This window comes from Pseudomonas sp. Cab53 (genome assembly GCF_018325965.1).
In the GTDB taxonomy this organism is placed as follows: Bacteria; Pseudomonadota; Gammaproteobacteria; order Pseudomonadales; family Pseudomonadaceae; genus Aquipseudomonas; species Aquipseudomonas chlororaphis_E.
Map to the genome: position 1 here is coordinate 5,447,091 of NZ_AP021902.1, position 22,202 is coordinate 5,469,292.

Genomic DNA, 22,202 nt, shown 5'->3' on the forward strand with positions numbered 1-22,202 from the left:
CAATCGAGTGAAAAAACCAGCATCCTCCAGCTGAACCGGCAATGCAATGCTGGCGCGACCGTTCAGTCATTCGCTGTCTCAGAGATGGCACAAATTGTCACCCCGCCTGTACCGCTATCGCCACACAACCCATCCGTTTATCCGAGCAACTCCTCCTAAAGTCTTGATTTCCGGGCCCTGCAAGGCAATGGCCCGCCCTTTGCTCTACGCTTGATTACCGGCGCTCAATTTTGCGCGGCCTCCCGTATAAGCACAAAAGCCAAGGAGAACTCATCATGCGTTACGCTCACCCCGGTACTGAAGGCGCTATCGTTTCGTTCAAGAGCAAATACGGTAACTACATCGGCGGCGAGTTCGTCGCGCCTGTCAAAGGTCAGTACTTCACCAATACTTCCCCGGTCAATGGCCAGCCCATTGCCGAATTCCCGCGCTCCACGGCCGAAGACATCGAAAAAGCCCTGGACGCCGCCCACGCCGCCGCGGATGCCTGGGGCGCCACCTCGGTCCAGGCCCGTTCGCTGATCCTGCTGAAAATCGCCGACCGCATCGAACAGAACCTCGAAACCCTGGCTATCACCGAATCCTGGGACAACGGCAAGGCTGTGCGCGAAACCCTCAACGCCGACATCCCCCTGGCCGCCGACCACTTCCGTTACTTCGCCGGTTGCCTGCGGGCCCAGGAAGGCGCCGCCGCCGAGATCGACGGCAACACCGTGGCCTACCACATCCATGAACCGCTGGGCGTGGTCGGGCAGATCATCCCGTGGAACTTCCCCCTGCTGATGGCCGCCTGGAAACTCGCCCCGGCCCTGGCGGCCGGCAACTGCGTGGTGCTCAAGCCCGCCGAGCAGACCCCGCTGGGCATCTGCGTGCTGATGGAACTGATCGGCGACCTGCTGCCGCCGGGCGTGCTGAACGTGGTGCAAGGCTTCGGCAAGGAGGCCGGCGAGGCCCTGGCCACCAGCAAGCGCATCGCCAAGATCGCCTTCACCGGTTCCACCCCGGTGGGCTCGCACATCATGAAATGCGCCGCCGAAAACATCATCCCGTCCACCGTGGAACTGGGCGGCAAGTCGCCGAACATCTTCTTCGAAGACATCATGCAGGCCGAGCCGAGCTTCATCGAAAAAGCCGCCGAAGGCCTGGTGCTGGCGTTCTTCAACCAGGGTGAAGTCTGCACCTGTCCGTCCCGCGCCCTGGTCCAGGAGTCGATCTACGACGAATTCATGCAAGTGGTGATGAAGAAGATCGAACAGATCAAGCGTGGCGACCCGCTGGACACCGACACCATGGTCGGCGCCCAGGCGTCCGAGCAGCAGTTCGACAAAATTCTCTCGTACCTGGAAATCGCCAAGGGCGAAGGCGCCCAGTTGCTGACCGGTGGACAGGTGGAAAAACTCGAAGGCAACCTCGCCAGCGGCTACTACATCCAGCCGACCCTGCTCAAGGGCACCAACAAGATGCGCGTGTTCCAGGAAGAAATCTTCGGCCCGGTGGTAAGTATCACCACCTTCAAGGACGAAGCCGAAGCCCTGGCGATCGCCAACGACACCGAGTTCGGCCTCGGCGCCGGCCTGTGGACCCGCGACATCAACCGCGCCTACCGCATGGGCCGGGCCATCAAGGCCGGTCGCGTCTGGACCAACTGCTACCACCTGTACCCGGCGCATGCCGCGTTCGGTGGCTACAAGAAGTCGGGCGTCGGGCGTGAAACCCACAAGATGATGCTCGACCACTACCAGCAGACCAAGAACCTGCTGGTGAGCTACGACATCAATCCGCTGGGGTTCTTCTAAGCCCTTGGGGCAAGGCAGGTTCTCCTGCTTTGCCCCTTCGACAGCTATCGCGAGCAAGCTCGCTCCCACAGGGATCTGTGGATAACTCTTTTTCCAGGGTTGGCAACAGTTCCACTGTGGGAGCGAGCTTGCTCGCGATGGCGCCCTCACTGACAACATCAATTTACCGCCCCAACGCTCTGGCACGAGCCTTGCGTGCCCGCTCCACAGCAATCCCGAAAGTCCAACAGATCAAACAATAAGAAAACAGAGAGGACTTATGACAACTTCCACCCAACTCAAACCCACACTCGGCACCCTGCATTTATGGGGCATCGCCGTCGGCCTGGTGATTTCCGGCGAGTACTTCGGCTGGAGCTATGGCTGGGGCACCGCCGGGACCCTCGGGTTCCTCGTCACCGCGCTGATGGTCGCGCTGATGTACACCTGCTTCATCTTCAGCTTCACCGAACTGACCACCGCCATCCCCCATGCGGGCGGGCCGTTCGCCTACAGCCGGCGGGCGTTTGGCGAAAAAGGCGGACTGATCGCCGGGATCGCCACGTTGATCGAATTCGTCTTTGCGCCACCGGCCATTGCCATGGCCATTGGCGCCTACCTCAATGTGCAGTTTCCGGAACTGGACCCCAAGGTCGCGGCGGTCGGCGCGTACGCGGTGTTCATGACCCTGAACATCCTCGGCGTCAGCATCGCCGCGGCGTTCGAGCTGGTGGTCACCGTGCTGGCGGTGGCCGAATTGCTGGTGTTCATGGGCGTGGTTGCGCCTGGCTTCAGCTTCAGCAATTTCGTGCTCAACGGCTGGTCCGGTGCAAATGAGTTCAGCCTTGCCTCAATACCGGGCATTTTTGCGGCGATTCCGTTCGCGATCTGGTTCTTCCTCGCCATCGAAGGCGCGGCCATGGCCGCCGAAGAAGCCAAGGACCCGAAACGCACGATTCCTCGCGCCTATGTCAGCGGCATCCTGACCCTGGTCTTCCTGGCGATCGGCGTGATGATCATGGCCGGCGGCGTGGGCGACTGGCGGCAACTGTCGAACATCAACGACCCGCTGCCCCAGGCAATGAAAGCCGTAGTCGGCAACAATTCGACCTGGATGCACATGCTGGTGTGGATCGGCCTGTTCGGCCTGGTGGCGAGTTTCCACGGGATCATCCTGGGTTACTCGCGGCAGTTCTTCGCCCTGGCCCGGGCCGGCTACCTGCCGCGGAGCCTGGCGAAACTGTCGCGCTTCCAGACCCCGCACCGGGCAATCCTGGCCGGCGGCGTGATCGGCATCGCGGCGATCTACAGCGACGGCCTGGTGAACCTGCAGGGCATGAGCCTGACGGCCGCGATGATCACCATGTCGGTGTTCGGCGCCATCGTGATGTACATCATCAGCATGCTCAGCCTGTTCCGGCTGCGTAAGGTCGAACCAGACCTGGAACGCACCTTCCGCGCACCGGGCTACCCGATCGTGCCGGGCATTGCGCTGTTCCTGGCCGTGGTCTGCCTGGTGGCGATGGCCTGGTTCAACACCGTGATCGGCCTGGTGTTCCTGGCTTTCATGGTGGTCGGCTACCTGTACTTCCAACTGACCGCCAAACAACGCTCCAGCGCCCCGGCGGACGCTATGCTCACAGGTATATGAGGTTGCATCGGCGCCGGGCCGAGGGCCAGGTGCCTGCTATCTGAAAGTGGACACTGCCCCTGTGGGAGCGAGCTTGCTCGCGATAGCTGTGTATCAGTCGACAAGTATTTTGCTAACACCCTGCTATCGCGAGCAAGCTCGCTCCCACAGGGTTACGGGTTGTATTTGAGTCATTTAGAAAACCAGGAGGACACCGCCCATGGCCGAATTCGCCCATTCCGTCGGCGCCCAGACCTATCGCTTCGACAGCCTCAAGGACCTGATGGCCAAGGCCAGCCCGGCGCGTTCCGGGGATTTGCTCGCTGGCGTCGCGGCGCTCAACGATGGCGAGCGGGTGGCCGCGCAAATGGCCCTGGCTGACCTGCCCCTCAGCCATTTCCTGCAAGAAATGCTGATTCCTTACGAGAGCGACGAAGTCACCCGGCTGATCGTCGACACCCACGACAAACACGCCTTCGCCACCGTCAGCCACCTCACGGTCGGCGGTTTTCGCGACTGGCTGCTCAGCGACGCCGCCGACGAGCACAGCCTGCGCGCCCTGGCCCCCGGCCTGACGCCGGAAATGGTCGCCGCCGTGTCGAAAATCATGCGCGTGCAAGACCTGGTGCTGGTGGCGCAGAAAATCCGCGTGGTGACGAAATTCCGCGGCACCCTCGGCCTGCGCGGGCGCCTGTCCACACGCCTGCAACCCAACCACCCCACCGACGAACCGGCCGGCATCGCCGCAAGCATCCTCGACGGCCTGCTCTACGGCAACGGCGACGCCATGATCGGCATCAACCCGGCCACCGACAGCACGGCCTCGATCTGCGCCATGCTGGAAATGCTCGACGCCATCATCCAGCGCTACGACATCCCAACCCAAGGCTGTGTGCTGACCCACGTCACCACCTCCATCGAGGCGGCCAACCGGGGCGTGCCCCTGGACCTGGTGTTCCAGTCCATCGCCGGCACCGAAGCGGCCAACGCCAGTTTCGGCATCAACCTGAACGTGCTGAAAGAAGGCTACGACGCTGGCCTCAGCCTGAACCGCGGCACCCTCGGCAACAACCTGATGTATTTCGAAACCGGCCAGGGCAGCGCGCTGTCGGCCAACGCCCACCACGGCGTGGATCAACAGACCTGCGAAACACGGGCCTACGCCGTGGCACGGCATTTCAACCCGTTCCTGGTCAATACCGTTGTAGGCTTCATCGGTCCCGAGTACCTGTACAACGGCAAGCAGATCATCCGCGCCGGCCTCGAAGACCACTTCTGCGGCAAGTTGCTGGGCGTGCCGATGGGCTGCGACATCTGCTACACCAACCACGCCGAAGCCGACCAGGATGACATGGACACCCTGCTGACCCTGCTGGGCGTGGCCGGGATCAACTTCATCATGGGCATCCCCGGCTCCGACGACATCATGCTCAACTACCAGACCACCTCGTTCCACGACGCCCTCTACGCCCGCCAGACCCTGGGCCTGAAGCCGGCGCCGGAGTTCGAGCAATGGTTGGCGAACATGGGCATCTTCACCCAGGCCGACGGCCGGGTGCGGTTTGGCGACAACCTGCCACCGGCGTTTCGTCACGCCCTGGCTCACCTGGGATGAGTGACCTGCCGATGGACAAAAAACCAGTCGATTCGCAAAACCCCTGGCTGGAACTGCGCCGCCTGACCCCGGCGCGCATCGCCCTGGGCCGCACCGGTACCAGCCTGCCGACCCAGGCACAATTGGACTTCCAGTACGCCCATGCCCAGGCACGGGACGCGGTGCACCTGGCCTTCGATCACCAGGGCCTTCGCGCACAACTGGCCGAGCGCGGCCGCGAGAGCCTGTTGCTCCACAGCGCCGCCAGCGACCGCAACAGCTACCTGCAACGGCCGGACCTGGGCCGCCGCCTGGACGAGGCCTCGGCGCAGACACTGGACGACTACGCGGCCGCCCATCCCGGTGGCGTGGACCTGGCCATTGTCGTGGCCGACGGCCTGTCGGCGCTGGCGGTGCATCGCCATACCCTGCCCTTCCTGGCGCGCCTGGAGGAACAGCTCGCCGACGACGGCTGGTCGGTGTCGCCGATCGTCCTGGTGGAACAGGGCCGGGTCGCAGTGGCCGATGAAGTGGCCGAACGGCTCGGCGCCAAAATGTCGGTGATTCTCATCGGCGAACGCCCCGGCCTCAGCTCGCCGGACAGCCTGGGGCTGTATTTCACCTACGCCCCCAAGGTGGGGCTGACCGACGCGTACCGCAACTGCATTTCCAACGTCAGGCTCGAAGGCCTGAGCTACGGCATGGCGGCCCATCGCTTGATCTACCTGATGCGCGAGGCCTGTCGCAGGCAGCTTTCAGGGGTCAATCTGAAGGACGAAGCCCAGCTCCAAACGCTTGAATCGGAAAATGGTGCCGATATGAAAGGTAATTTCCTACTGATGCCGCCCCGAAGCTGATCCGTACTGCCAATTGCGTTTTTGATCCAATTTCAGGCAGCATCAAAAGCACGGCAGAACGCCGTTGTTGTCAGACTCCATGTCGACCTTTGTAAACGAGACCTGCCATGCGGATTATTCAAGCGACCCTGGAACACCTGGACCTGCTGACCCCATTGTTCGTCAAATACCGGGAATTCTATGGCTCGCTGCCATACCCGGACTCGTCCCGGGCCTTTCTCGAAAAGCGCCTGCGTCGCAAGGAGTCGGTGATCTACCTGGCCCTGCCCGATGACGACGACAGCAAGCTGCTGGGCTTCTGCCAGCTCTACCCGAGCTACTCGTCGCTGTCCCTCAAGCGCGTGTGGATCCTCAACGACATCTACGTCGCCGAAGACGCCCGCCGCCAACTGGTGGCCGACCACCTGATCCGCACGGCGAAAAAAATGGCCAAGGAAACCCATGCCGTGCGCATGCGCGTCTCCACCAGCAGCAACAACGAAGTGGCGCAGAAGACCTACGAATCCATCGGTTTCAAGGAAGACACCGAGTTCAAGAACTACGTGTTGCCGATCAGCGACGACATCTGACCCCTGTAGCTGAGTCCCCCCGCCACAACACCAAACCTTCTGTGGCGAGGGGATTTATCCCCGTTGGACTGCGAAGCAGCCCCAAAACCTGTGCATGCTGTGTATCAGACTGACCGAGTCGCCTGCTTCAGGGCCGCTCCGCGCCCCAGCGGGAGCAAGCTCCCTCGCCACAAGAGCCTTCACTCAATTGCACACCACCGAAATCCCTAGCTACAAACTCACCACGCTCCCCGCCCTCCAGCCCGTATAATCCCGGTCTTCCCGGCTTGTAAGCAAAAGCTACATACTCTGTAGCCATACTCAAAGCCAGACCCAAACGCCTGCCCCTCAGGCCGTCACCACAGGTGTATTGCATGGATTTCAATCCCCTCGACCTCATTCTGCATCTCGACGTGTACCTCGACATGCTGGTGACCAACTACGGCACTTGGGTCTACGCCATCCTGTTCCTGGTGATCTTCTGTGAAACCGGCCTGGTGGTGATGCCCTTCCTGCCGGGGGATTCGCTGCTGTTCATCGCCGGCGCGGTGGCCGCCGGGGGGCCATGGACCCGCTCCTGCTGGGTGGCCTGCTGATGCTGGCGGCGATCCTCGGCGACAGCACCAACTACCTCATCGGACGCACCGCGGGCGAAAAACTGTTCAGCAACCCGAACTCGAAAATCTTCCGCCGCGACTACCTGCAACAAACCCATGACTTCTACGACAAGCACGGCGGCAAAACCGTGACCCTGGCGCGCTTCCTGCCGATCATCCGCACCTTCGCCCCCTTCGTCGCCGGCGTGGGGAAAATGCCGTATGCACGTTTCTTCGGCTTCAGCGTCCTGGGCACCGTCCTGTGGGTCGGCGGCCTGGTCACCCTCGGTTTCTTCTTCGGCAACGTGCCCTTCATCAAGCAGAACCTGTCGTTGCTGGTGGTGGGCATCATCCTGGTGTCGCTGTTGCCGATGGTCATCAGCCTGGTCCGCAGCAAAATGGGCCAGCGCGCTTCGAAAGCCTGATCGCCCATGTGGTCCCTCAGCAACTGGCGCCGCCAACGCACCCTGGCCAAGCATCCCGTGGCCGAAGACACCTGGCAACGCGTGCGCCATCAGTTGAGTTTCCTCGACGGTATCAGCGCCGCCGAGGACCAGTGGCTGCGTGAAGCCTGCGTGTTGTTCCTGCATGACAAACACCTGACCGCCCTGCCCGGCGTCGAACTGCACCAGGAACAGCGCCTGCTGCTCGCCGCCCAGGCCCAGTTGCCGTTGATGCACCTGGGCGAGCTGAACTGGTACCAGGGTTTCCACGAAATCGTGCTCTACCCCGACGATTTCCTCAGCCCCCAGCGCTACCGCGACGCCAGCGGCATCGAACATGAATGGGACGGCGAACACAGCGGCGAAGCCTGGCCACAAGGGCCGATCATCCTCGCCTGGGACGGCGTGCTCGCCAGCGGCGGCTGGGAGGGCTACAACCTGGTGATCCACGAGCTGGCGCACAAACTCGACATGCTCAACGGCGACGCCAACGGCCTGCCGCCCCTGCACGCCGACATGCGGGTCAGCGACTGGGCCGAGGCCATGCAACAGGCCTACGATGACCTCAATCGCCAGCTGGACCAGGACCCGGACGTCGAAACCGCCATTGACCCGTACGCGGCGGAAAACCCCGCGGAGTTCTTCGCCGTCACCAGCGAATACTTCTTCAGCGCCCCAGACCTGCTGCTCCAGGCCTACCCGCGAGTCTATGAACAGCTCAAGGCGTTCTACCGCCAGGACCCGTTCGCCCGGCTGCGGCAACTTCAAGCCGAGGATCCGGTCTATCAGGCGTCATACCAAAGTCTCTAAGACCCTGGGTACGTGGCATCAGCGGCCGAATATGCCTATAATCGCCGCCACTTTTTGGTCAATCCGACCAGTCATCTGGTCAATTAACGGGGGCACCGCCCAATGAGCTACAGCAAGATTCCGGCTGGCAAAGACCTGCCGAACGACATCTACGTCGCGATCGAAATCCCGGCCAACCACGCCCCGATCAAATACGAAATCGACAAAGACAGCGATTGCCTGTTCGTTGACCGTTTCATGGCCACCCCGATGTTCTACCCGGCCAACTACGGTTACATCCCCAACACCCTGGCCGACGACGGCGACCCCCTCGACGTGCTGGTCGTGACCCCCTACCCGGTTGCTCCAGGCTCGGTCATCCGCGCCCGTCCAGTCGGCATCCTGAACATGACCGACGACGGCGGCGGCGATGCCAAAGTCATCGCAGTGCCACACGATAAACTGTCGCAACTGTATGTCGACGTGAAGGAATACACCGACCTGCCACCGCTGCTGATCCAGCAGATCGAACACTTCTTCGCGAACTACAAAGATCTCGAAAAAGGCAAGTGGGTCAAGATCGAAGGCTGGGCCGGCGCAGACGCCGCCCGCGAAGCCATCACCAAGTCGGTTGCCGCCTACAAGGGCTGATACTGAATGTGTGGAAGAACCCCGGTTTGCACCGGGGTTTTTTTATGCTTGAATTTAAATAAAATACAGCTACGTATTAACAACGTTTAACTGCGTTTAGCCCATCTATTTCAAATCCTGCAAACGGAAAGATTGTCTTATAAATCTGCACGACATGTTTATTGCTCAAAACACGGTCGCCTCTAAACTTTCCGTTTATGAAAATTATCTCCAGTGGCGACCGCTTCAGAGCCCTTCTCAAAGAAGCCAACATCCGTTCCGCCGACTTCGCGAAGTTGTACGGTGTGAAATCCCAGCACGTGAACAACTGGTTCAATCGTGGCATTCCGCCCGGTCGCATCCACGCCATCGCGGGCCTGCTGACCGTCAGCCCGCAATGGCTCGCCACCGGAGAAGGCCCGCAAACCCCGCTGGGCCTCGGCCCCGGCACCACCTATGAAGCCGCTGAAGTCCAAGGCGTCTACAGCGTGCTGGAAACCCAGGACATCGACCTGCCCTTCTACACCGAAGCCCCGGTCAGCCCGGGCAGCAGCAAGACCCACATCATCGAAGTCCCCGACCAAACCATCCGCCTGCCCCGCAGCCACCTCGAATCCCTGGAAATAAACCCCGGCGACGCCATCTGCACGACCATGGTCGGCGACAGCATGGCCGAACGCATCGAAGACGGCTCCACCCTCGCCATTGACCGCGGCCTCACCCAGGTCGTCGACGGCCAGATCTACGCCCTCGAGCACGACGGCATGCTGCGCATCAAATACCTGCACCGAGTCCCCGGCAACCGCCTGCGCCTACGCAGCCACAACAGCGCCGCCTACCCCGACGAAGTCTTCAGCGCCGAACAGATCGAAGCGCAAAACATCAGGGTACTGGGCTGGGTATTCTGGTGGTCGACCCTCAATAAGCAGCGACCGCAGGTGTACGAATGAGCCCGTGGACATAAGGCTGTGACAGGCGCTTTTGTGGCGAGGGAGCTTGCTCCCGCTGGGCTGCAAAGCAGCCCCTGCTTTCCCTCTGAATCACCCTAACCCAATGATTCCACACCACTTACCCCTAGGCTTCCAACCAAAACCCGCGTATCCTCCGCCCCACCTTTGCGAGCCCACGCCTCGCACCGACAAGGCAGATCACTTTCTGACCAAGTCCCACAGCCGGCCGCAAGAGCCGGATGTACGTTTTGAAGGCTGGTAAGGTTTGTCAAAAACGAATTGAATCAGTCAACGAGAAGCCGGCCATAAGCCGGCTTTTTAATGTCTGGTGGAAAGTTATACATTCGCGTCAGCGGCGCAGACACTTTCCCCTAGCAGCGAGCAACAAAGCCCCTAAAGTAAGCAGTTTCATTTTTTATTGAGGGAAATCTCCGAGAGGATCCAACCCGCTTGCGCCTGACAAACGCGCAGCTTAGTCTTCGATCGTCGCTGCCAAGTCAATGACCAGACCTAACAGCCCGCCACTGATTAGACGCCAAGCGTCCTCATTCGCATGACGCTTATGATCCCTGTCTGTTGCCCTAAACCATGAGGGAAAAGCATGAGCGAACCCCCTGCTAGCCTAAGCATGCCTCCAGAGGGTTATGGTGACTGGCTGACTGACCTCAAGAGCCGTATTCATCATGCGCAACAGCGCGCCTCATTGGCAGTGAATCGCGAACTGGTCTTGCTCTATTGGCAGATCGGTCACGATATTTTGATCCGGCAAACACAGCAGGGCTGGGGAGCCAAGGTGATCGACCGCTTGTCTCAAGACTTGCATGCGGCCTTTCCCGATATGAAAGGCTTTTCCCCACGTAACCTCAAATACATGCGCGCCTTTGCCGAGGCCTGGCCGGACGCAGAATTTGTGCAAGGGGTGCTTGCACAATTGCCTTGGTACCACCAGTTGGCGCTGCTGGACAAACTGCCAAACCCTGAAACCCGCTGCTGGTATGCCGCCAAAGCAATCGAGCACAACTGGTCACGTAACATTTTAGTGATGCAGATCGAGACCCGCCTGCTAGAGCGCAGCGGCAAGGCAGTCAGCAACTTCGAGAGCCATCTGCCCAAACCACAGTCCGACCTGGCTCGCGAATCACTGAAAGATCCTTACCGCTTCGACTTCCTCGGCCTGACCTATGAAGCACAGGAGCGTGAGATCGAAAACGCCCTGATCAAACATGTCACCGATTTCCTGCTGGAACTAGGCGCAGGCTTTGCCTTCGTCGGTCAACAGGTGTTGCTGGATGTAGGCGGCGACGAGTTTTTCATCGACCTGCTGTTCTATCACCTCAAGCTACGCTGCTATGTCGTGATCGAACTCAAGGCAGGCAAGTTCAAACCCGAACATCTGGGCCAGCTAAGCTTTTACCTCACCGCAGTAGATGCCCAGCTCAAACACCCTCAGGACGGCCCGACCATTGGCCTTCTGCTGTGCAAAAGCAAGAATAAGGTAGTGGCTGAATACGCTCTGCGTGATAACGCCCGCCCCATCGGGGTGGCTGAATACCAATTAGTGGAGTCCCTGCCCGCGGAACTGCAAACCAGCCTACCGAGCATTGAACAGATCGAGCGGGAGCTGGCAAGTGATGACAAGTCCATGGAGGACGATTCGTAATGAAATTGCTACCTCACTCCCTCCAGGCCTCAGCCGTCAACGGCAGATCATTCAGCTCAGCGCGGGCTTCACGCCAGGTCGGGTAGTGTTCCTCAATCATTCCCCTCGCCGAGTTTGCTCGGGTCGTTGAAATCAGAGAAATCACTGCGGGCAAGCCGGGCGTTGGCGTCGATCAGCGGCTGGATGATCTGCGTATTGATTTTGTCGCCGATATCAGGCTTGCCCTTCAGGGCGACCATGTCCGTGAAGCTGGCACCAAATGGAATGGTCACCGGCGGAGCGAAGTCATCCGAGTTACCGTATTTATCTGAAATGTATTTGATGAACAGCATGAACAGGACGTAGTCCTTGTACTGGCTGGCATCCATCCCGCCGCGCAACTCGTCACATGCGGCCCAGAGAGATGAGTAAAGGTCAGATTTTTTGATAGCCATTGGCAATCCTAGCTGGGAGGAAAAAAGCGCATAGCCGTCGCCTCGCCTGTTGCTGCGCTTGGGAAATGCCCATTGCGCCGGCGCCATACGAAAACTCAGAATTGTTTTTTGCGAGGCGGACGTTTTACCTTGGGTTAACTAGCGAACCTCATCCATTTCAGTCCCGCCGGGCCAGTAGATTGTCCATAGTTTTGAAGCATTCCGTCTTAAGGGCAGCTCTGACGCACCGGAAACGGCAAGCAGCAGATCATGGAAGTCTCACCCGAAGCCGCATGACATTCAGTGAAGTGGATTCTGGCTGCCTCCCTCTAACCGTTTTGAAGTGATCGTGCTGGATGTGCTGCACCGTCTGGGCTATGGCGCGAGCCGCAATGATCTTCAACGAGTGGGTGGCTCCGGCGATGCGGGGATCGACGGAATCATTTCGCTCGACAAGCTAGGGCTTGAGAAAGTTTACGTTCAGGCGAAACGCTGGCAGAACACCGTTGGCCGTCCTGAGCTACAGGCCTTCTATGGAGCGCTCGCAGGACAGAAAGCAAAGCGAGGCGTGTTTATTACTACTTCAGGGTTTACCGCTCATGCGATCGATTTCGCCAAGTCGGTAGAAGGCATTGTGTTAGTAGATGGAAATCGTCTGGTGAACCTGATGATGGATCATGAAGTGGGTGTTACTTCACGCTTGCTGAAGCTTCCAGCATTGGATCGTGATTATTTTGATGATGAGTGATGAAGGCTGTTCCAAGTCCTCGGCCATAAAAGGTAGAAAATTCGGAAATACCGATTTCTCATCACCGCCTCCGGCACCAGCACGCCTTGCTCGAAAACGTTCTTGATGTGCTCTTTGATAGTCGACTTGGCCTTTCCTGGAGTAACGCTGCGGATTTGTGCAAGGGGTACTTGCATAATTACCCTGTTAGCGTTTGACAACCCTTCGCCTACAAAAAAGGTCTTGCCGAGCAAGACCTTTTTTCATACCTGGGGTGAGCGCGGCCCTTGTTACCTCACCTCAACAATATCCAAAGCCCGATTCGCCAGCAGCTCACTCACCTCAATCACCTGCAAAATCCCCAACGCAAAATGCCGTCGTGATCCCTCAAGACCAAACGCCAAATCACTGATCATGGCATTGGCCGAAGCCAGGTTTTCACTGAGATTAGCCAGCAGACATTCCGAATCAACATCCGGTGCGATACAGAAGATGGTGCCGGGCTTGTCAGGCGTTTCGTCCTTCGGCGTAGGCTTCAGGTGGTAATCCAATGCCCGGTTGGCAGCGTCATCAAGCTTATTGTTACGAGCAGACTGAGCGCGAGATACATGCTCATCTGCGGTCGGAGGGTTGGGTGTAATTTTTGCCATCGACTTAGGTTCCTATAAGTGATGCTGCTACCACCTCGCGACTAAACGAGAGGGCGGCAGCTGTGCGCAGGTTAGTCGACCGGTGAACCTAAGAATCCCGGCGCGCCCGGGGGCGCCCTACGCACAGCCACCATCAATACAGGAACAGCACAGCCTGTCCGACGGGACTTGGTACGCCTTAGGTTGAAACGGGCGACTAAACCCGATCACTGATGCTCAGTGATAGGACTCAAACTACCGACGCCCTCCAAGGTGCACAAGCCGGCGGATTCTGGCGTAGTTGTAGGCAATAGCGCAAGGCGATGTCGGTCGGGGCTAGCCTCGTGGAATCACGATAAACAGCTGGTCAGGATGTGGCTGATGAGCCGTTATCGCGAGCTGGCTCACTCCCACAGTGGGGGCGCGGATGCCTGCTATGGCGGTGAATCTGTTGGTTTGATGTGCCTGATCCGGCTCGGTGAGGGTGTCAGAAATTTTGTGTTCGGGCATAACATGAGTAAGAGGTGCATGTATGCCAACCAAAAAGAAACCGCTTCGAGAATTACCGAAAGTCCCGAAAGAGCTTCTTGAGCAGTTTTCCGCCGCCCCGCTGATGACCGCGGAGGCCATCGAAGAGGCCTCTGCGGCGTTCAAGAAGGCGCTGATCGAGCGTGCCCTGAGCGCTGAGCTGGGCCATCACCTGGGCTATCCTCCGGGCGCGCAGCGTCCAGAGGATGAAACCAACCAGCGCAATGGCAAGAGCGGTAAGACGGTGCTGACCGGTGATGGCCCGCTCCGGCTGGATATCCCGCGTGATCGAGAGGGCAGTTTTTCGCCCATTCTTATTCCCAAGCATGAGCGCCGTTACACCGGTTTCGACGACAAGATCATCGCCATGTATGCCCGTGGGATGACGGTCAGAGAGATCCGGGCGTTTCTTTCCGAGCAGTACGGGACGGATGTTTCGCCTGACTTCATCAGCTCCGTGACCGACGAGGTGATGGAAGAGATTGGCGCTTGGCAACAGCGTCCCCTAGAGCCGATGTATCCGGTCATTTTCTTTGATGCTCTGCGGGTCAAAATTCGCGAAGAAGGTCTGGTTCGCAACAAAGCGATTTACTTGGCGCTGGGCGTTTTACCCGACGGGACACGCGACATCCTGGGTATCTGGATCGAGAACACCGAAGGGGCAAAGTTCTGGATGAAGGTATTCAACGACCTCAAGACGCGCGGCGTCGAGGACGTGCTGATTGCCGTAACCGATGGCCTAAAAGGCATGCCAGAGGCCCTCAGCGCGGTATTTCCGGAAACAACATTGCAGACCTGCATCGTGCATCTGATCCGCAACAGCCTTGATTATGCGGCCTGGGACAAGCGTCGAGAACTGGCCAAGGCCCTCAAACCGATCTATCAGGCCATCAATGTACAAGCGGCGGAACAGGCTCTGGATGAATTTGAGCGCGGGCCCTGGGGCAAGCAATATCCAACGGTTGTGGCGGCCTGGCGACGGGCGTGGGATCGAGTGATTCCATTTTTTGTTTTCCCGCCCGCGATCCGCAAGGTGATCTACACCACCAATGCCATCGAGAGCATCAACGCTCAGCTACGCAAGATCATCAAGACCCGTGGTCACTTTCCGAGCGACGACGCTGCAACCAAACTGATCTGGCTGGGGCTGCGCAACATCACAGCAAACTGGGGCTCGGCGGCGCATGATTGGAAAAGTGCAATGAATCAATTTGCGATTCTGTACGGAGATCGGTTCATCAGGCCGACCTGGTGAAATCAAGGCCTGCCTGACGGCAGGCCGCTACCGGCCCGAACACAAAAAATCTGACAGTCCCGCTCGGTCTACGCAATAGGGCAAACAAAACTCCTGGCACCCCCGGCTGCAACGCCCATCAAGTTTACGGGTCGTTGATCGATGGCTTGGAGTCGAACCAACTCCATGCCTTCACGTCGGTACACTGAGCTGCCATTTGAATCAGCGTGAACGACATACCCTCCGTGTTTTACACCCACGCGTTTTTTTTCGAGCTCGATGCTGGCCGAGACCAGGACATGAAAATCCAGTACGTTGTTCTTATGCAGGATCGTTGCGCCCACAAAGTGTTCTGCACATATTTCCAAAGCGATTTGCAGCCCATGAACAGCAGGGGTTTCTCGATAACCGCCTGGCATGAATATCTTGTCGAACCATAACTCCGCCCCATACAACTCTTCCAGTCCTTCATTTCCTATGTTGGGGTAGCGTTTATGCTGATAAAAAACGTTTCCTTGCCAGATGATGAAACCGGTATTCCTGACGATTCCATGTGCGGTTCTCGCGCCTTTTGATCCCATATCGGTGATGACCGCTTTCGTAGACCTTGCGTAATCGCCATAAACCCCCTTGTTCAGGCGATCCCTCTGCGGTATTTCGTCCACCACCGCGTCCATTTCCGCACCATATTTAACCTTGTTGATATCCCTGGCTTGCCCCAAGGATTTCAACTCCCCCGTCTCCCTTTTCAACATCCTGGAATCGGGTCGTACCATTGATTTGGACCACAGTGTCGTACCCGGGACCAGTATCAGCGTCGGGTTTCTATTTGAGACATCAACCCATGCAGCCCGGATGATTTCCTTTTCTTCTTCCGAAAGAAACGAAACAGGTTTTTCCTTGGAAAAGAAGTATTCGGGGGCGACAGCCAGACAGTAATCCAATTGATGCTGAACGACATTAGCGGCGAATATTGTTGTCGCCATGTGCTCCAGGGCTCCAATCCTGTTGTGTATGTGGACAAGGCTATCCCTGACCGGGATTCGTAATCTGCGCGTATCGAAGTCCCAGATCACCACTAGCACGTTTGGCATCCTTTCCTCCCCCTGGCTGCTGAGCGGTGCCGCAAGCCGGATGGCCGCATGGTGCGTTAAGGCACTTGGCGCATGTCCAGGAAAATTCAGCTTAGGTGAGCCAACGCATTCAAACAAACCACCTCGACTGGATGACTTCTCATGCACCACTAAAATCTGGCGACTCATTGCGTCCTAGATGCCTACCCGCACGCATTCCCAACAAATACCCACCAGCAACCCCTCAACCTATCGTAATCTCGCACCTGAATCCTTCACGCCCGCCACCGGCCCGAGATCCCGCCCCGATGCCTTCCATTTACCAGCTCAAGCCCGCCTTCCAGAACCTGCTGCGCCCTACCGTCCAACGGCTCTACGACAAGGGCGTCACGGCGAACCAGGTCACGCTGCTGGCCGGTGTGGTTTCCGTGCTGGTGGGGGTGGTGGTCGCCTGGTTTGCCAGCCATCCGTGGGTGTTTGCGCTGGTCCCCGCGTGGATGTTCCTGCGCATGGCCCTGAACGCCGTGGACGGCATGCTGGCGCGGGAGTTTGGCCAGCAATCGCATCTGGGCGCCTACCTCAATGAGCTATGCGATATCATCGCCGACGCTGCCCTGATCCTGCCTTTCGCCCTGCTTCCCGATGCCAGCCTGCTGTTGGTGTTGGGGGTCACGCTGCTGGCGTTGTTCAGTGAATACGCCGGTGTGCTGGGGGCGATGGTCGGGGCTTCGCGGCGCTATGACGGGCCCATGGGCAAAAGTGACCGGGCCTTTGCGCTTGGCGTGCTGGCGACCGGCATAGCGTTAGGCTGGCTCGGCGCCGCGTGGGTCAACGGTGTGATGGCGGTGGTTGCCGCCCTGCTGGTTTATACCTTGGTCAACCGGGTCCGTCGTGGCCTGGGCCAAGTGAAGGAAAACGCTCCCTCAGCATAAAGGAACTTGCAATGCGCGAAGCTCAAGACCGGACATTCACCACCCATGACGGCGTGGAGTTGTTCTACCGGCACTGGCCGGCCGTGGCCGCGGACCCGGGTGAACCCCGCAAGGCCGTGCTGTTGTTTCACCGGGGTCATGAGCACTCCGGGCGCATCGCGCACCTGGTGGATGAACTGGATCTGCCCGGCTTCGAGTTTTTCGCCTGGGACGCACGGGGCCACGGCCAGTCGCCCGGCGCACGGGGCGACAGCCCGAGTTTCGCCACCAGCGCGCGGGATGTGCAGACCTTCTGCGACCACATCGGCGCAACGCACCAGATCGACGAACAGAACATCGCCGTGGTGGCGCAAAGCGTCGGCGCGGTGATCGCCTCCACCTGGGTCCACGACTACGCGCCGCGCATTCGCTCGCTGGTGCTGGCCTCGCCGGCATTCAAAGTGAAGCTCTACGTGCCGTTCGCCCGTCCGGGGCTGGCGCTGATGCGCAAGTTTCGCGGCAATTTCTTCGTCAACAGTTACGTCAAGGCCAAGTTCCTCAGCCATGATCCAGAGCGGGTGGCGTCCTACGACAACGACCCACTGATCACCAAGGCGATTTCGGTGAACGTGCTGCTGGGCCTGTACGAAGCCGCCGATCGCGTGGTGGCCGACGCCCAGGCGATCCAGGTGCCGACGCAGTTGCTGATCTCCGGCTCCGACTTCGTCGTGCATCGCAAACCCCAGGAGCAGTTCTTCGAACGGCTGGGCAGCGTGCACAAGGAAAAACACATCCTGCCGGGGTTCTTCCACGACACCCTGGGCGAGAAGCACCGCGCGCCGGCCGTCGCCAGCGCCCGCCGCTTCATCCTGCAGAATTTTGCCCGCCCGCTGGACCGCCCCTCCTTGCTGGATGCGGACCGCATCGGCGCGACCTGCGCCGAGTCCGAAGCCCTGGCAACCCCCCTGCCCCACAATTCGCCGCGCGACCTGTACTGGCGCATGACCCGCGCCAGCATGCGCTTTGGCAGCAAACTGTCGGCCGGGGTGAAGCTGGGGTTCGACACCGGGTTCGATTCCGGCAGCACGCTGGACTACGTATACCGCAACCGCCCCACCGGCACCTCGCCGATCGGCAGGATGATCGACCAGAACTACCTGAACTCCATCGGCTGGCGCGGCATTCGCCAGCGCAAGCTGAACGTCGAGGAGTTGCTGCGCCTGGCGATGGGCAAGTTGCGCGATGAGAATCGCGAGGTACGCATCGTCGACATCGCGGCCGGTCATGGCCGCTACATTCTCGAGGCACTGCAAGGCGTCAGCCCGCTGCCGGAGTCGATCCTGCTGCGTGACTACAGCGACATCAACGTGCGCGACGGCAGCGCGCTGATCGTCGAAAAAGGCCTGGGCGAGATCGCGCGCTTCGTCAAGGGCGATGCCTTCGACCGCCAGGACCTCGCGGCCCTGGACCCCAAGCCGACCCTCGCAGTGGTGTCCGGCCTGTACGAGTTGTTTGCCGACAACCAGATGGTCGGCGGTTCTCTCGCCGGCCTGGCCGAAGCCGTGGAGCCCGGTGGTTTCCTGGTCTACACCGGCCAGCCGTGGCACCCGCAACTGGAGCTGATCGCCCGCGCCCTCACCAGCCACCGCGCTGGCCAGGCCTGGGTGATGCGTCGACGCAGCCAGGCCGAGATGGACCAACTGGTGGAAGCGGCGGGTTTCCGCAAGATCACCCTGCGGGTCGATGAGTGGGGCATCTTCAGCGTTTCGCTGGCGCAGCGCGTGCAGTGATGAGCGCTGTCATCGCCCCGCCTCGCGAGCCCGGCCTGCTGAAACCGGCGGTGTGCTGGCTACTGCTGCTCGCCCCGCTGTTCTTCAGCACCTACGGCTTCGCCACCTGGGTCACCTCCCAGCGTGACGACGTCGGCAGCCTGGTGTTCGGCTGGGAAAGCCACATGCCATTTTGGGCCTGGACCATCGTGCCTTACTGGTCGATCGACCTGCTTTACGGCCTGTCGCTGTTGCTGCCCACCAGCCGCGCGGAACTCAAGCGCCACGCGTTGCGCCTGCTCACGGCGCAGGCAATCGCCGTCAGTTGCTTCCTGATCTGGCCGTTGCGCTTCACCTTCCCTCGGCCGGAAATGGACGGCGTATTCGGCTGGCTGTTCGACGTGCTGGCCGGCTTCGACAAGCCGTTCAACCAGGCGCCGTCGCTGCACATTGCCTTGCTGGTGATTCTCTGGGTCTGCTACCAGCGGCACTTGCAGGGTGCCTGGCGCTGGCTGATGCACGGCTGGTTCGCGCTGATCGGGGTGTCGGTGCTGACCACTTACCAGCATCACTTCGTCGATGTGCCGACGGGCGCGCTGGCCGGTTGGCTGTGTGTCTGGCTGTGGCCACTGGACCGGCCGAGCCCGCTGCAAAGCGCTCGCCTGACCACCGACCGCAGCCGCTTGCAACTGGCCTTGCGTTACGGCGTGGGCGCGGCGGCGTTGTGCGTCCCGGCGTTCGCCTGGGGCGGCGCGTGGCTGTGGTTGATCTGGCCGGCGGTGGCGGTGCTGCTGGTGGCGCTGAATTATCTGTTGTTGGGCGCCGATGGTTTTCAGAAGCGCGCCGATGGCCGGTTGAGCCCGGCGGTGCGCTGGTTGCTGGCGCCCTACCTGGCGGCGGCCTGGGTCAATTCCCGTTGGTGGACACGCCAGCATCCGCAACCGGACCACGTGACCGATAACGTCTGGCTGGGGCGCGTCCCGACGCCACTGGAACTGCAGGACAGCGCGTTTGCCGGGGTGCTCGATCTCAGCGCCGAATTGTCCATGGACAGCCACGCCATCGCCTATCGCTCGCTGCCGGTGCTCGACCTCACGGCGCCCACCACCGAACAATGCCTGGGAGCCGCGCAGGCCATCGACAGCCTGCGTCAACACGGGCCGGTGCTGGTCTGCTGCGCCTTGGGCTATTCGCGCAGCGCCACGGCCGTGATCGCCTGGTTGCTGCACAGCGGCCGGGCGGCGAACGTGGACGCCGCGATCGTGCAGATCCAGCGCGTTCGCCCACGCATCGTCCTGCATCGGGCTCATCGCCAGGCACTGGAACCGCTACGCCAAGGCGCGCCCCATGAGTGACCTGCAGCTGCACACCGTGGCGAGCCTGCTGCGCCGGGGCCATTGCCTGGATCAGTTCTCCACCGGCCTGACCCTGTTGGCCGCGCTGCTGGGGCTGGGGCAATGGCTGCTGGGCAACGTCAATCCGTGGCTGCTGCTGTTCAGCGGCGTGCTGTTCAGCCTCGGCGTGCTGCAAAAATACTGGGCGCTGCGGGTGGCGTTCGATGCCGATCTGTTCCAGCGCATGGCCGACGATCAGCAACCGTTGGCCGAACGCACCCAGGCGCTGGACCAGGCCCTCAATACGCTCGGCCTGCAACCGGCCGAACGCGCCGGCCGCCCCTGGACCGAACGCAGCCTCGGCGCTCTGCGGCTGCTGCGCAGGCAGTCGCTGCTGCTGGCGGCACAAGTTGTCTGGACGCTGGGCTTCATCCTGGCCAGCCCTTGGTTAGCTTTTTCAGGATAAGGAATCCTCATGTTCGAACCCGTGGTTGCCAATCTCATCACCTCCGCCGCCCGCATGGTCACCGGCGCCCGCAGCCTGTGGCTCGGCAGTTCGCCGCGACCGGTACAGCGGATCTACTTCGCCAACCACAGCAGCCACGGCGACTTCGTGCTGCTCTGGGCCTCGCTGCCGCCGGCGCTGCGCAAGCTGACCCGGCCCGTGGCGGGCTCCGACTACTGGCAGAAGAGCCCCTTGCGTCGCTACATCATCAACCGGGTGTTCAACGGTGTGCTGGTGGACCGCGAACGCAAGGACCCTTCCTACAACCCCTTGCAACCGATGCTCGAAGCCTTGGAAAACGGCGACTCGCTGATCATCTTCCCCGAGGGCACGCGCAACCCGGAAGAAGGCTTGCTGCCCTTCAAGAGCGGGATCTACCACCTGATGAAAAGCCACCCCGAGGTCGAGGTGATCCCGGTGTGGATCGCCAACCTCAACCGCGTCATGCCCAAGGGCCGAATGCTGCCGCTGCCGCTGTTGTGCACCACCAGTTTCGGTGCGCCACTGAGCATCGAAGAGGGTGAAAGCAAAGAGCAATTTCTTGAACGCAGCCGTGCCGCCCTGCTGGCACTGGCCCCGGAGCACGTCTGACATGGATCGATATACCGTGATGTTGTTCAGCGGGATTGGCGCCATCCTGGTGCTGGCTTCGCTGATCGGTTTCATTCTCAAGCTCAAGACCCGCGGCACGCCGAACTCGGTCATCGACAACCTCAACGCGCGGATCAACGCCTGGTGGATCATGGTGCTGGTGATCGGCGTCGCGTTCTGGCTCGGCAATGCGGCGGTGATCCTGTTGTTCTATGCCGTGTCGTTCTACGCCCTGCGCGAATTCCTCACCCTGACGCCGACCCGGCGCAGTGACTACCCGGCGCTGGTGGCCGCGTTCTACCTGGCGCTGCCGCTGCAATACCTGTTGATCTACTACGACTGGTACGGGCTGTTTTCGATTTTCATCCCGGTCTACGTGTTCCTGCTGCTGCCGATCCTGGCGTCCCTGGGTGGCGACAGCACGCACTTTCTGGAGCGCGCTTCCAAGGTGCAGTGGGGGTTGATGATCGCGGTGTTCTGCATCTCGTTCGTGCCGGCGCTGCTGACCCTGGACATCGCCGGTTTCGAAGGCCGCAACCTGTTACTGATCGCGTACCTGGTGATCGTGGTGCAACTGTCGGACGTGCTGCAGTACGTGTGCGGCAAGCTGTTCGGCAAGCACAAGATCGCCCCCAACCTGTCCCCGTCGAAAACCGTCGAGGGCTTTGCCGGCGGGATCTTCCTGGCTTCGCTGATCGGTGGCGCGCTGTGGTGGATCACCCCGTTCAATCCCTGGCAGTCGTTCCTGATCGCGTTGCTGATCAACCTGCTGGGTTTTGCCGGCGGCATCGTCATGTCGGCGATCAAGCGCGACCGCGGCGTCAAGGACTGGGGCCACATGATCGAAGGCCACGGCGGCATGCTCGACCGGTTGGACTCGGTGTGTTTTGCCGCGCCGATCTTCTTTCACCTGGTGCGGTACTGGTGGACTTGAGCAATCTGTGAGAGCGGGCTTGCTCGCGAAGGCGGCGGTACAGTCAACATTGATGTTGCTTGTCACATCGTCTTCGCGAGCG

The 22,202-nt window shown here is 60.3% G+C and carries 19 protein-coding genes and 2 pseudogenes; 18 read left to right on the plus strand and 3 right to left on the minus strand.

The features are described from left to right. The first annotated feature begins 275 nt into the window (after nucleotides 1-275). From KI241_RS23910 to KI241_RS23955, 10 genes and pseudogenes are all read left to right on the plus strand, one after another. Complete coding sequence (locus tag KI241_RS23910) at nucleotides 276-1,796, plus strand: aldehyde dehydrogenase family protein (protein WP_042732236.1); 1,521 nt, start codon at nucleotides 276-278, stop codon at nucleotides 1,794-1,796. 259 nt (nucleotides 1,797-2,055) lie between these two features. Continuing rightward, entirely contained in the window at nucleotides 2,056-3,426 is a 1,371-nt protein-coding gene (gene eat / locus KI241_RS23915) for an ethanolamine permease (RefSeq protein WP_042732235.1), read from the plus strand. A gap of 199 nt (nucleotides 3,427-3,625) precedes the next feature. Then, nucleotides 3,626-5,020 carry an ethanolamine ammonia-lyase subunit EutB gene (locus KI241_RS23920; RefSeq protein WP_042732234.1) on the plus strand — a complete coding sequence of 465 codons (1,395 nt, stop codon included), beginning with the start codon at nucleotides 3,626-3,628 and terminating at the stop codon, nucleotides 5,018-5,020. Nucleotides 5,021-5,031: 11 nt separating this feature from the next. Beyond that, nucleotides 5,032-5,856: an ethanolamine ammonia-lyase subunit EutC gene (gene eutC, locus KI241_RS23925; protein ID WP_042732237.1), complete on the plus strand. Its 825-nt coding sequence runs from the start codon at nucleotides 5,032-5,034 to the stop codon at nucleotides 5,854-5,856. 107 nt (nucleotides 5,857-5,963) lie between these two features. Then, on the plus strand, nucleotides 5,964-6,425 hold the full coding sequence (locus tag KI241_RS23930; protein WP_042732233.1) for a GNAT family N-acetyltransferase: 462 nt from the start codon (nucleotides 5,964-5,966) through the stop codon (nucleotides 6,423-6,425). 353 nt (nucleotides 6,426-6,778) lie between these two features. Beyond that, a pseudogene (locus KI241_RS23935) lies at nucleotides 6,779-7,425 on the plus strand (DedA family protein). 6 nt (nucleotides 7,426-7,431) lie between these two features. Continuing rightward, a complete protein-coding gene (locus KI241_RS23940) occupies nucleotides 7,432-8,253 on the plus strand; it encodes a M90 family metallopeptidase (protein WP_042730591.1) in 822 nt (273 codons plus the stop codon). 102 nt (nucleotides 8,254-8,355) lie between these two features. Further along, nucleotides 8,356-8,883, plus strand: coding sequence for an inorganic diphosphatase (gene ppa, locus KI241_RS23945; protein WP_003205933.1), 528 nt, complete (start codon nucleotides 8,356-8,358; stop codon nucleotides 8,881-8,883). 197 nt (nucleotides 8,884-9,080) lie between these two features. Further along, on the plus strand, nucleotides 9,081-9,812 hold the full coding sequence (locus KI241_RS23950; RefSeq protein ID WP_042730590.1) for a helix-turn-helix transcriptional regulator: 732 nt from the start codon (nucleotides 9,081-9,083) through the stop codon (nucleotides 9,810-9,812). 601 nt (nucleotides 9,813-10,413) lie between these two features. After that, nucleotides 10,414-11,472 carry a PDDEXK nuclease domain-containing protein gene (locus KI241_RS23955; RefSeq protein ID WP_212803063.1) on the plus strand — a complete coding sequence of 353 codons (1,059 nt, stop codon included), beginning with the start codon at nucleotides 10,414-10,416 and terminating at the stop codon, nucleotides 11,470-11,472. 92 nt (nucleotides 11,473-11,564) lie between these two features. Here KI241_RS23955 and KI241_RS23960 read toward each other — a convergent pair whose 3' ends face one another. Next, the gene (locus tag KI241_RS23960) at nucleotides 11,565-11,993 is read right to left on the minus strand and encodes a type I restriction-modification system subunit M N-terminal domain-containing protein (RefSeq protein ID WP_244868243.1); all 429 of its coding nucleotides are present in this window, start codon (nucleotides 11,991-11,993) and stop codon (nucleotides 11,565-11,567) included. A gap of 217 nt (nucleotides 11,994-12,210) precedes the next feature. Between KI241_RS23960 and KI241_RS23965 the strand changes: the two are divergent. Beyond that, nucleotides 12,211-12,633, plus strand: a pseudogene (locus KI241_RS23965) (restriction endonuclease); the annotation flags it as partial. Nucleotides 12,634-12,902: 269 nt separating this feature from the next. Here the strand turns inward: KI241_RS23965 and KI241_RS23970 are convergent. Then, on the minus strand, nucleotides 12,903-13,262 hold the full coding sequence (locus tag KI241_RS23970) for a DUF6124 family protein (protein ID WP_212803064.1): 360 nt from the start codon (nucleotides 13,260-13,262) through the stop codon (nucleotides 12,903-12,905). A gap of 511 nt (nucleotides 13,263-13,773) precedes the next feature. Between KI241_RS23970 and KI241_RS23975 the strand changes: the two genes are divergently transcribed. Next, nucleotides 13,774-15,024 carry an IS256 family transposase gene (locus tag KI241_RS23975; protein WP_212802640.1) on the plus strand — a complete coding sequence of 417 codons (1,251 nt, stop codon included), beginning with the start codon at nucleotides 13,774-13,776 and terminating at the stop codon, nucleotides 15,022-15,024. 68 nt (nucleotides 15,025-15,092) lie between these two features. Here KI241_RS23975 and KI241_RS23980 read toward each other — a convergent pair whose 3' ends face one another. Next, nucleotides 15,093-16,265: a hypothetical protein gene (locus KI241_RS23980; protein WP_212803065.1), complete on the minus strand. Its 1,173-nt coding sequence runs from the start codon at nucleotides 16,263-16,265 to the stop codon at nucleotides 15,093-15,095. A 119-nt stretch (nucleotides 16,266-16,384) separates the two neighbouring features. Here KI241_RS23980 and KI241_RS23985 point away from each other — a divergent pair, with 119 nt between their 5' ends. Genes KI241_RS23985 through KI241_RS24010 form a run of 6 tightly spaced genes read left to right on the plus strand, consistent with a single transcriptional unit; the run spans nucleotide 16,385 to nucleotide 22,120 of the window. Beyond that, a complete protein-coding gene (locus tag KI241_RS23985) occupies nucleotides 16,385-17,008 on the plus strand; it encodes a CDP-alcohol phosphatidyltransferase family protein (protein ID WP_212803066.1) in 624 nt (207 codons plus the stop codon). Nucleotides 17,009-17,019: 11 nt separating this feature from the next. Continuing rightward, the gene (locus KI241_RS23990; protein WP_212803067.1) at nucleotides 17,020-18,777 is read left to right on the plus strand and encodes a bifunctional alpha/beta hydrolase/class I SAM-dependent methyltransferase; all 1,758 of its coding nucleotides are present in this window, start codon (nucleotides 17,020-17,022) and stop codon (nucleotides 18,775-18,777) included. After that, entirely contained in the window at nucleotides 18,777-20,111 is a 1,335-nt protein-coding gene (locus tag KI241_RS23995) for a phosphatase PAP2/dual specificity phosphatase family protein (RefSeq protein WP_042730586.1), read from the plus strand. Before KI241_RS23990 ends, KI241_RS23995 begins: the two co-directional genes overlap by 1 nt. Then, nucleotides 20,104-20,556: a hypothetical protein gene (locus KI241_RS24000; protein ID WP_047736360.1), complete on the plus strand. Its 453-nt coding sequence runs from the start codon at nucleotides 20,104-20,106 to the stop codon at nucleotides 20,554-20,556. Before KI241_RS23995 ends, KI241_RS24000 begins: the two co-directional genes overlap by 8 nt. A gap of 9 nt (nucleotides 20,557-20,565) precedes the next feature. Then, complete coding sequence (locus KI241_RS24005) at nucleotides 20,566-21,186, plus strand: lysophospholipid acyltransferase family protein (protein WP_042730584.1); 621 nt, start codon at nucleotides 20,566-20,568, stop codon at nucleotides 21,184-21,186. 1 nt (nucleotide 21,187) lies between these two features. Beyond that, complete coding sequence (locus KI241_RS24010) at nucleotides 21,188-22,120, plus strand: phosphatidate cytidylyltransferase (RefSeq protein ID WP_042730583.1); 933 nt, start codon at nucleotides 21,188-21,190, stop codon at nucleotides 22,118-22,120. Nucleotides 22,121-22,202: the final 82 nt, after the last annotated feature.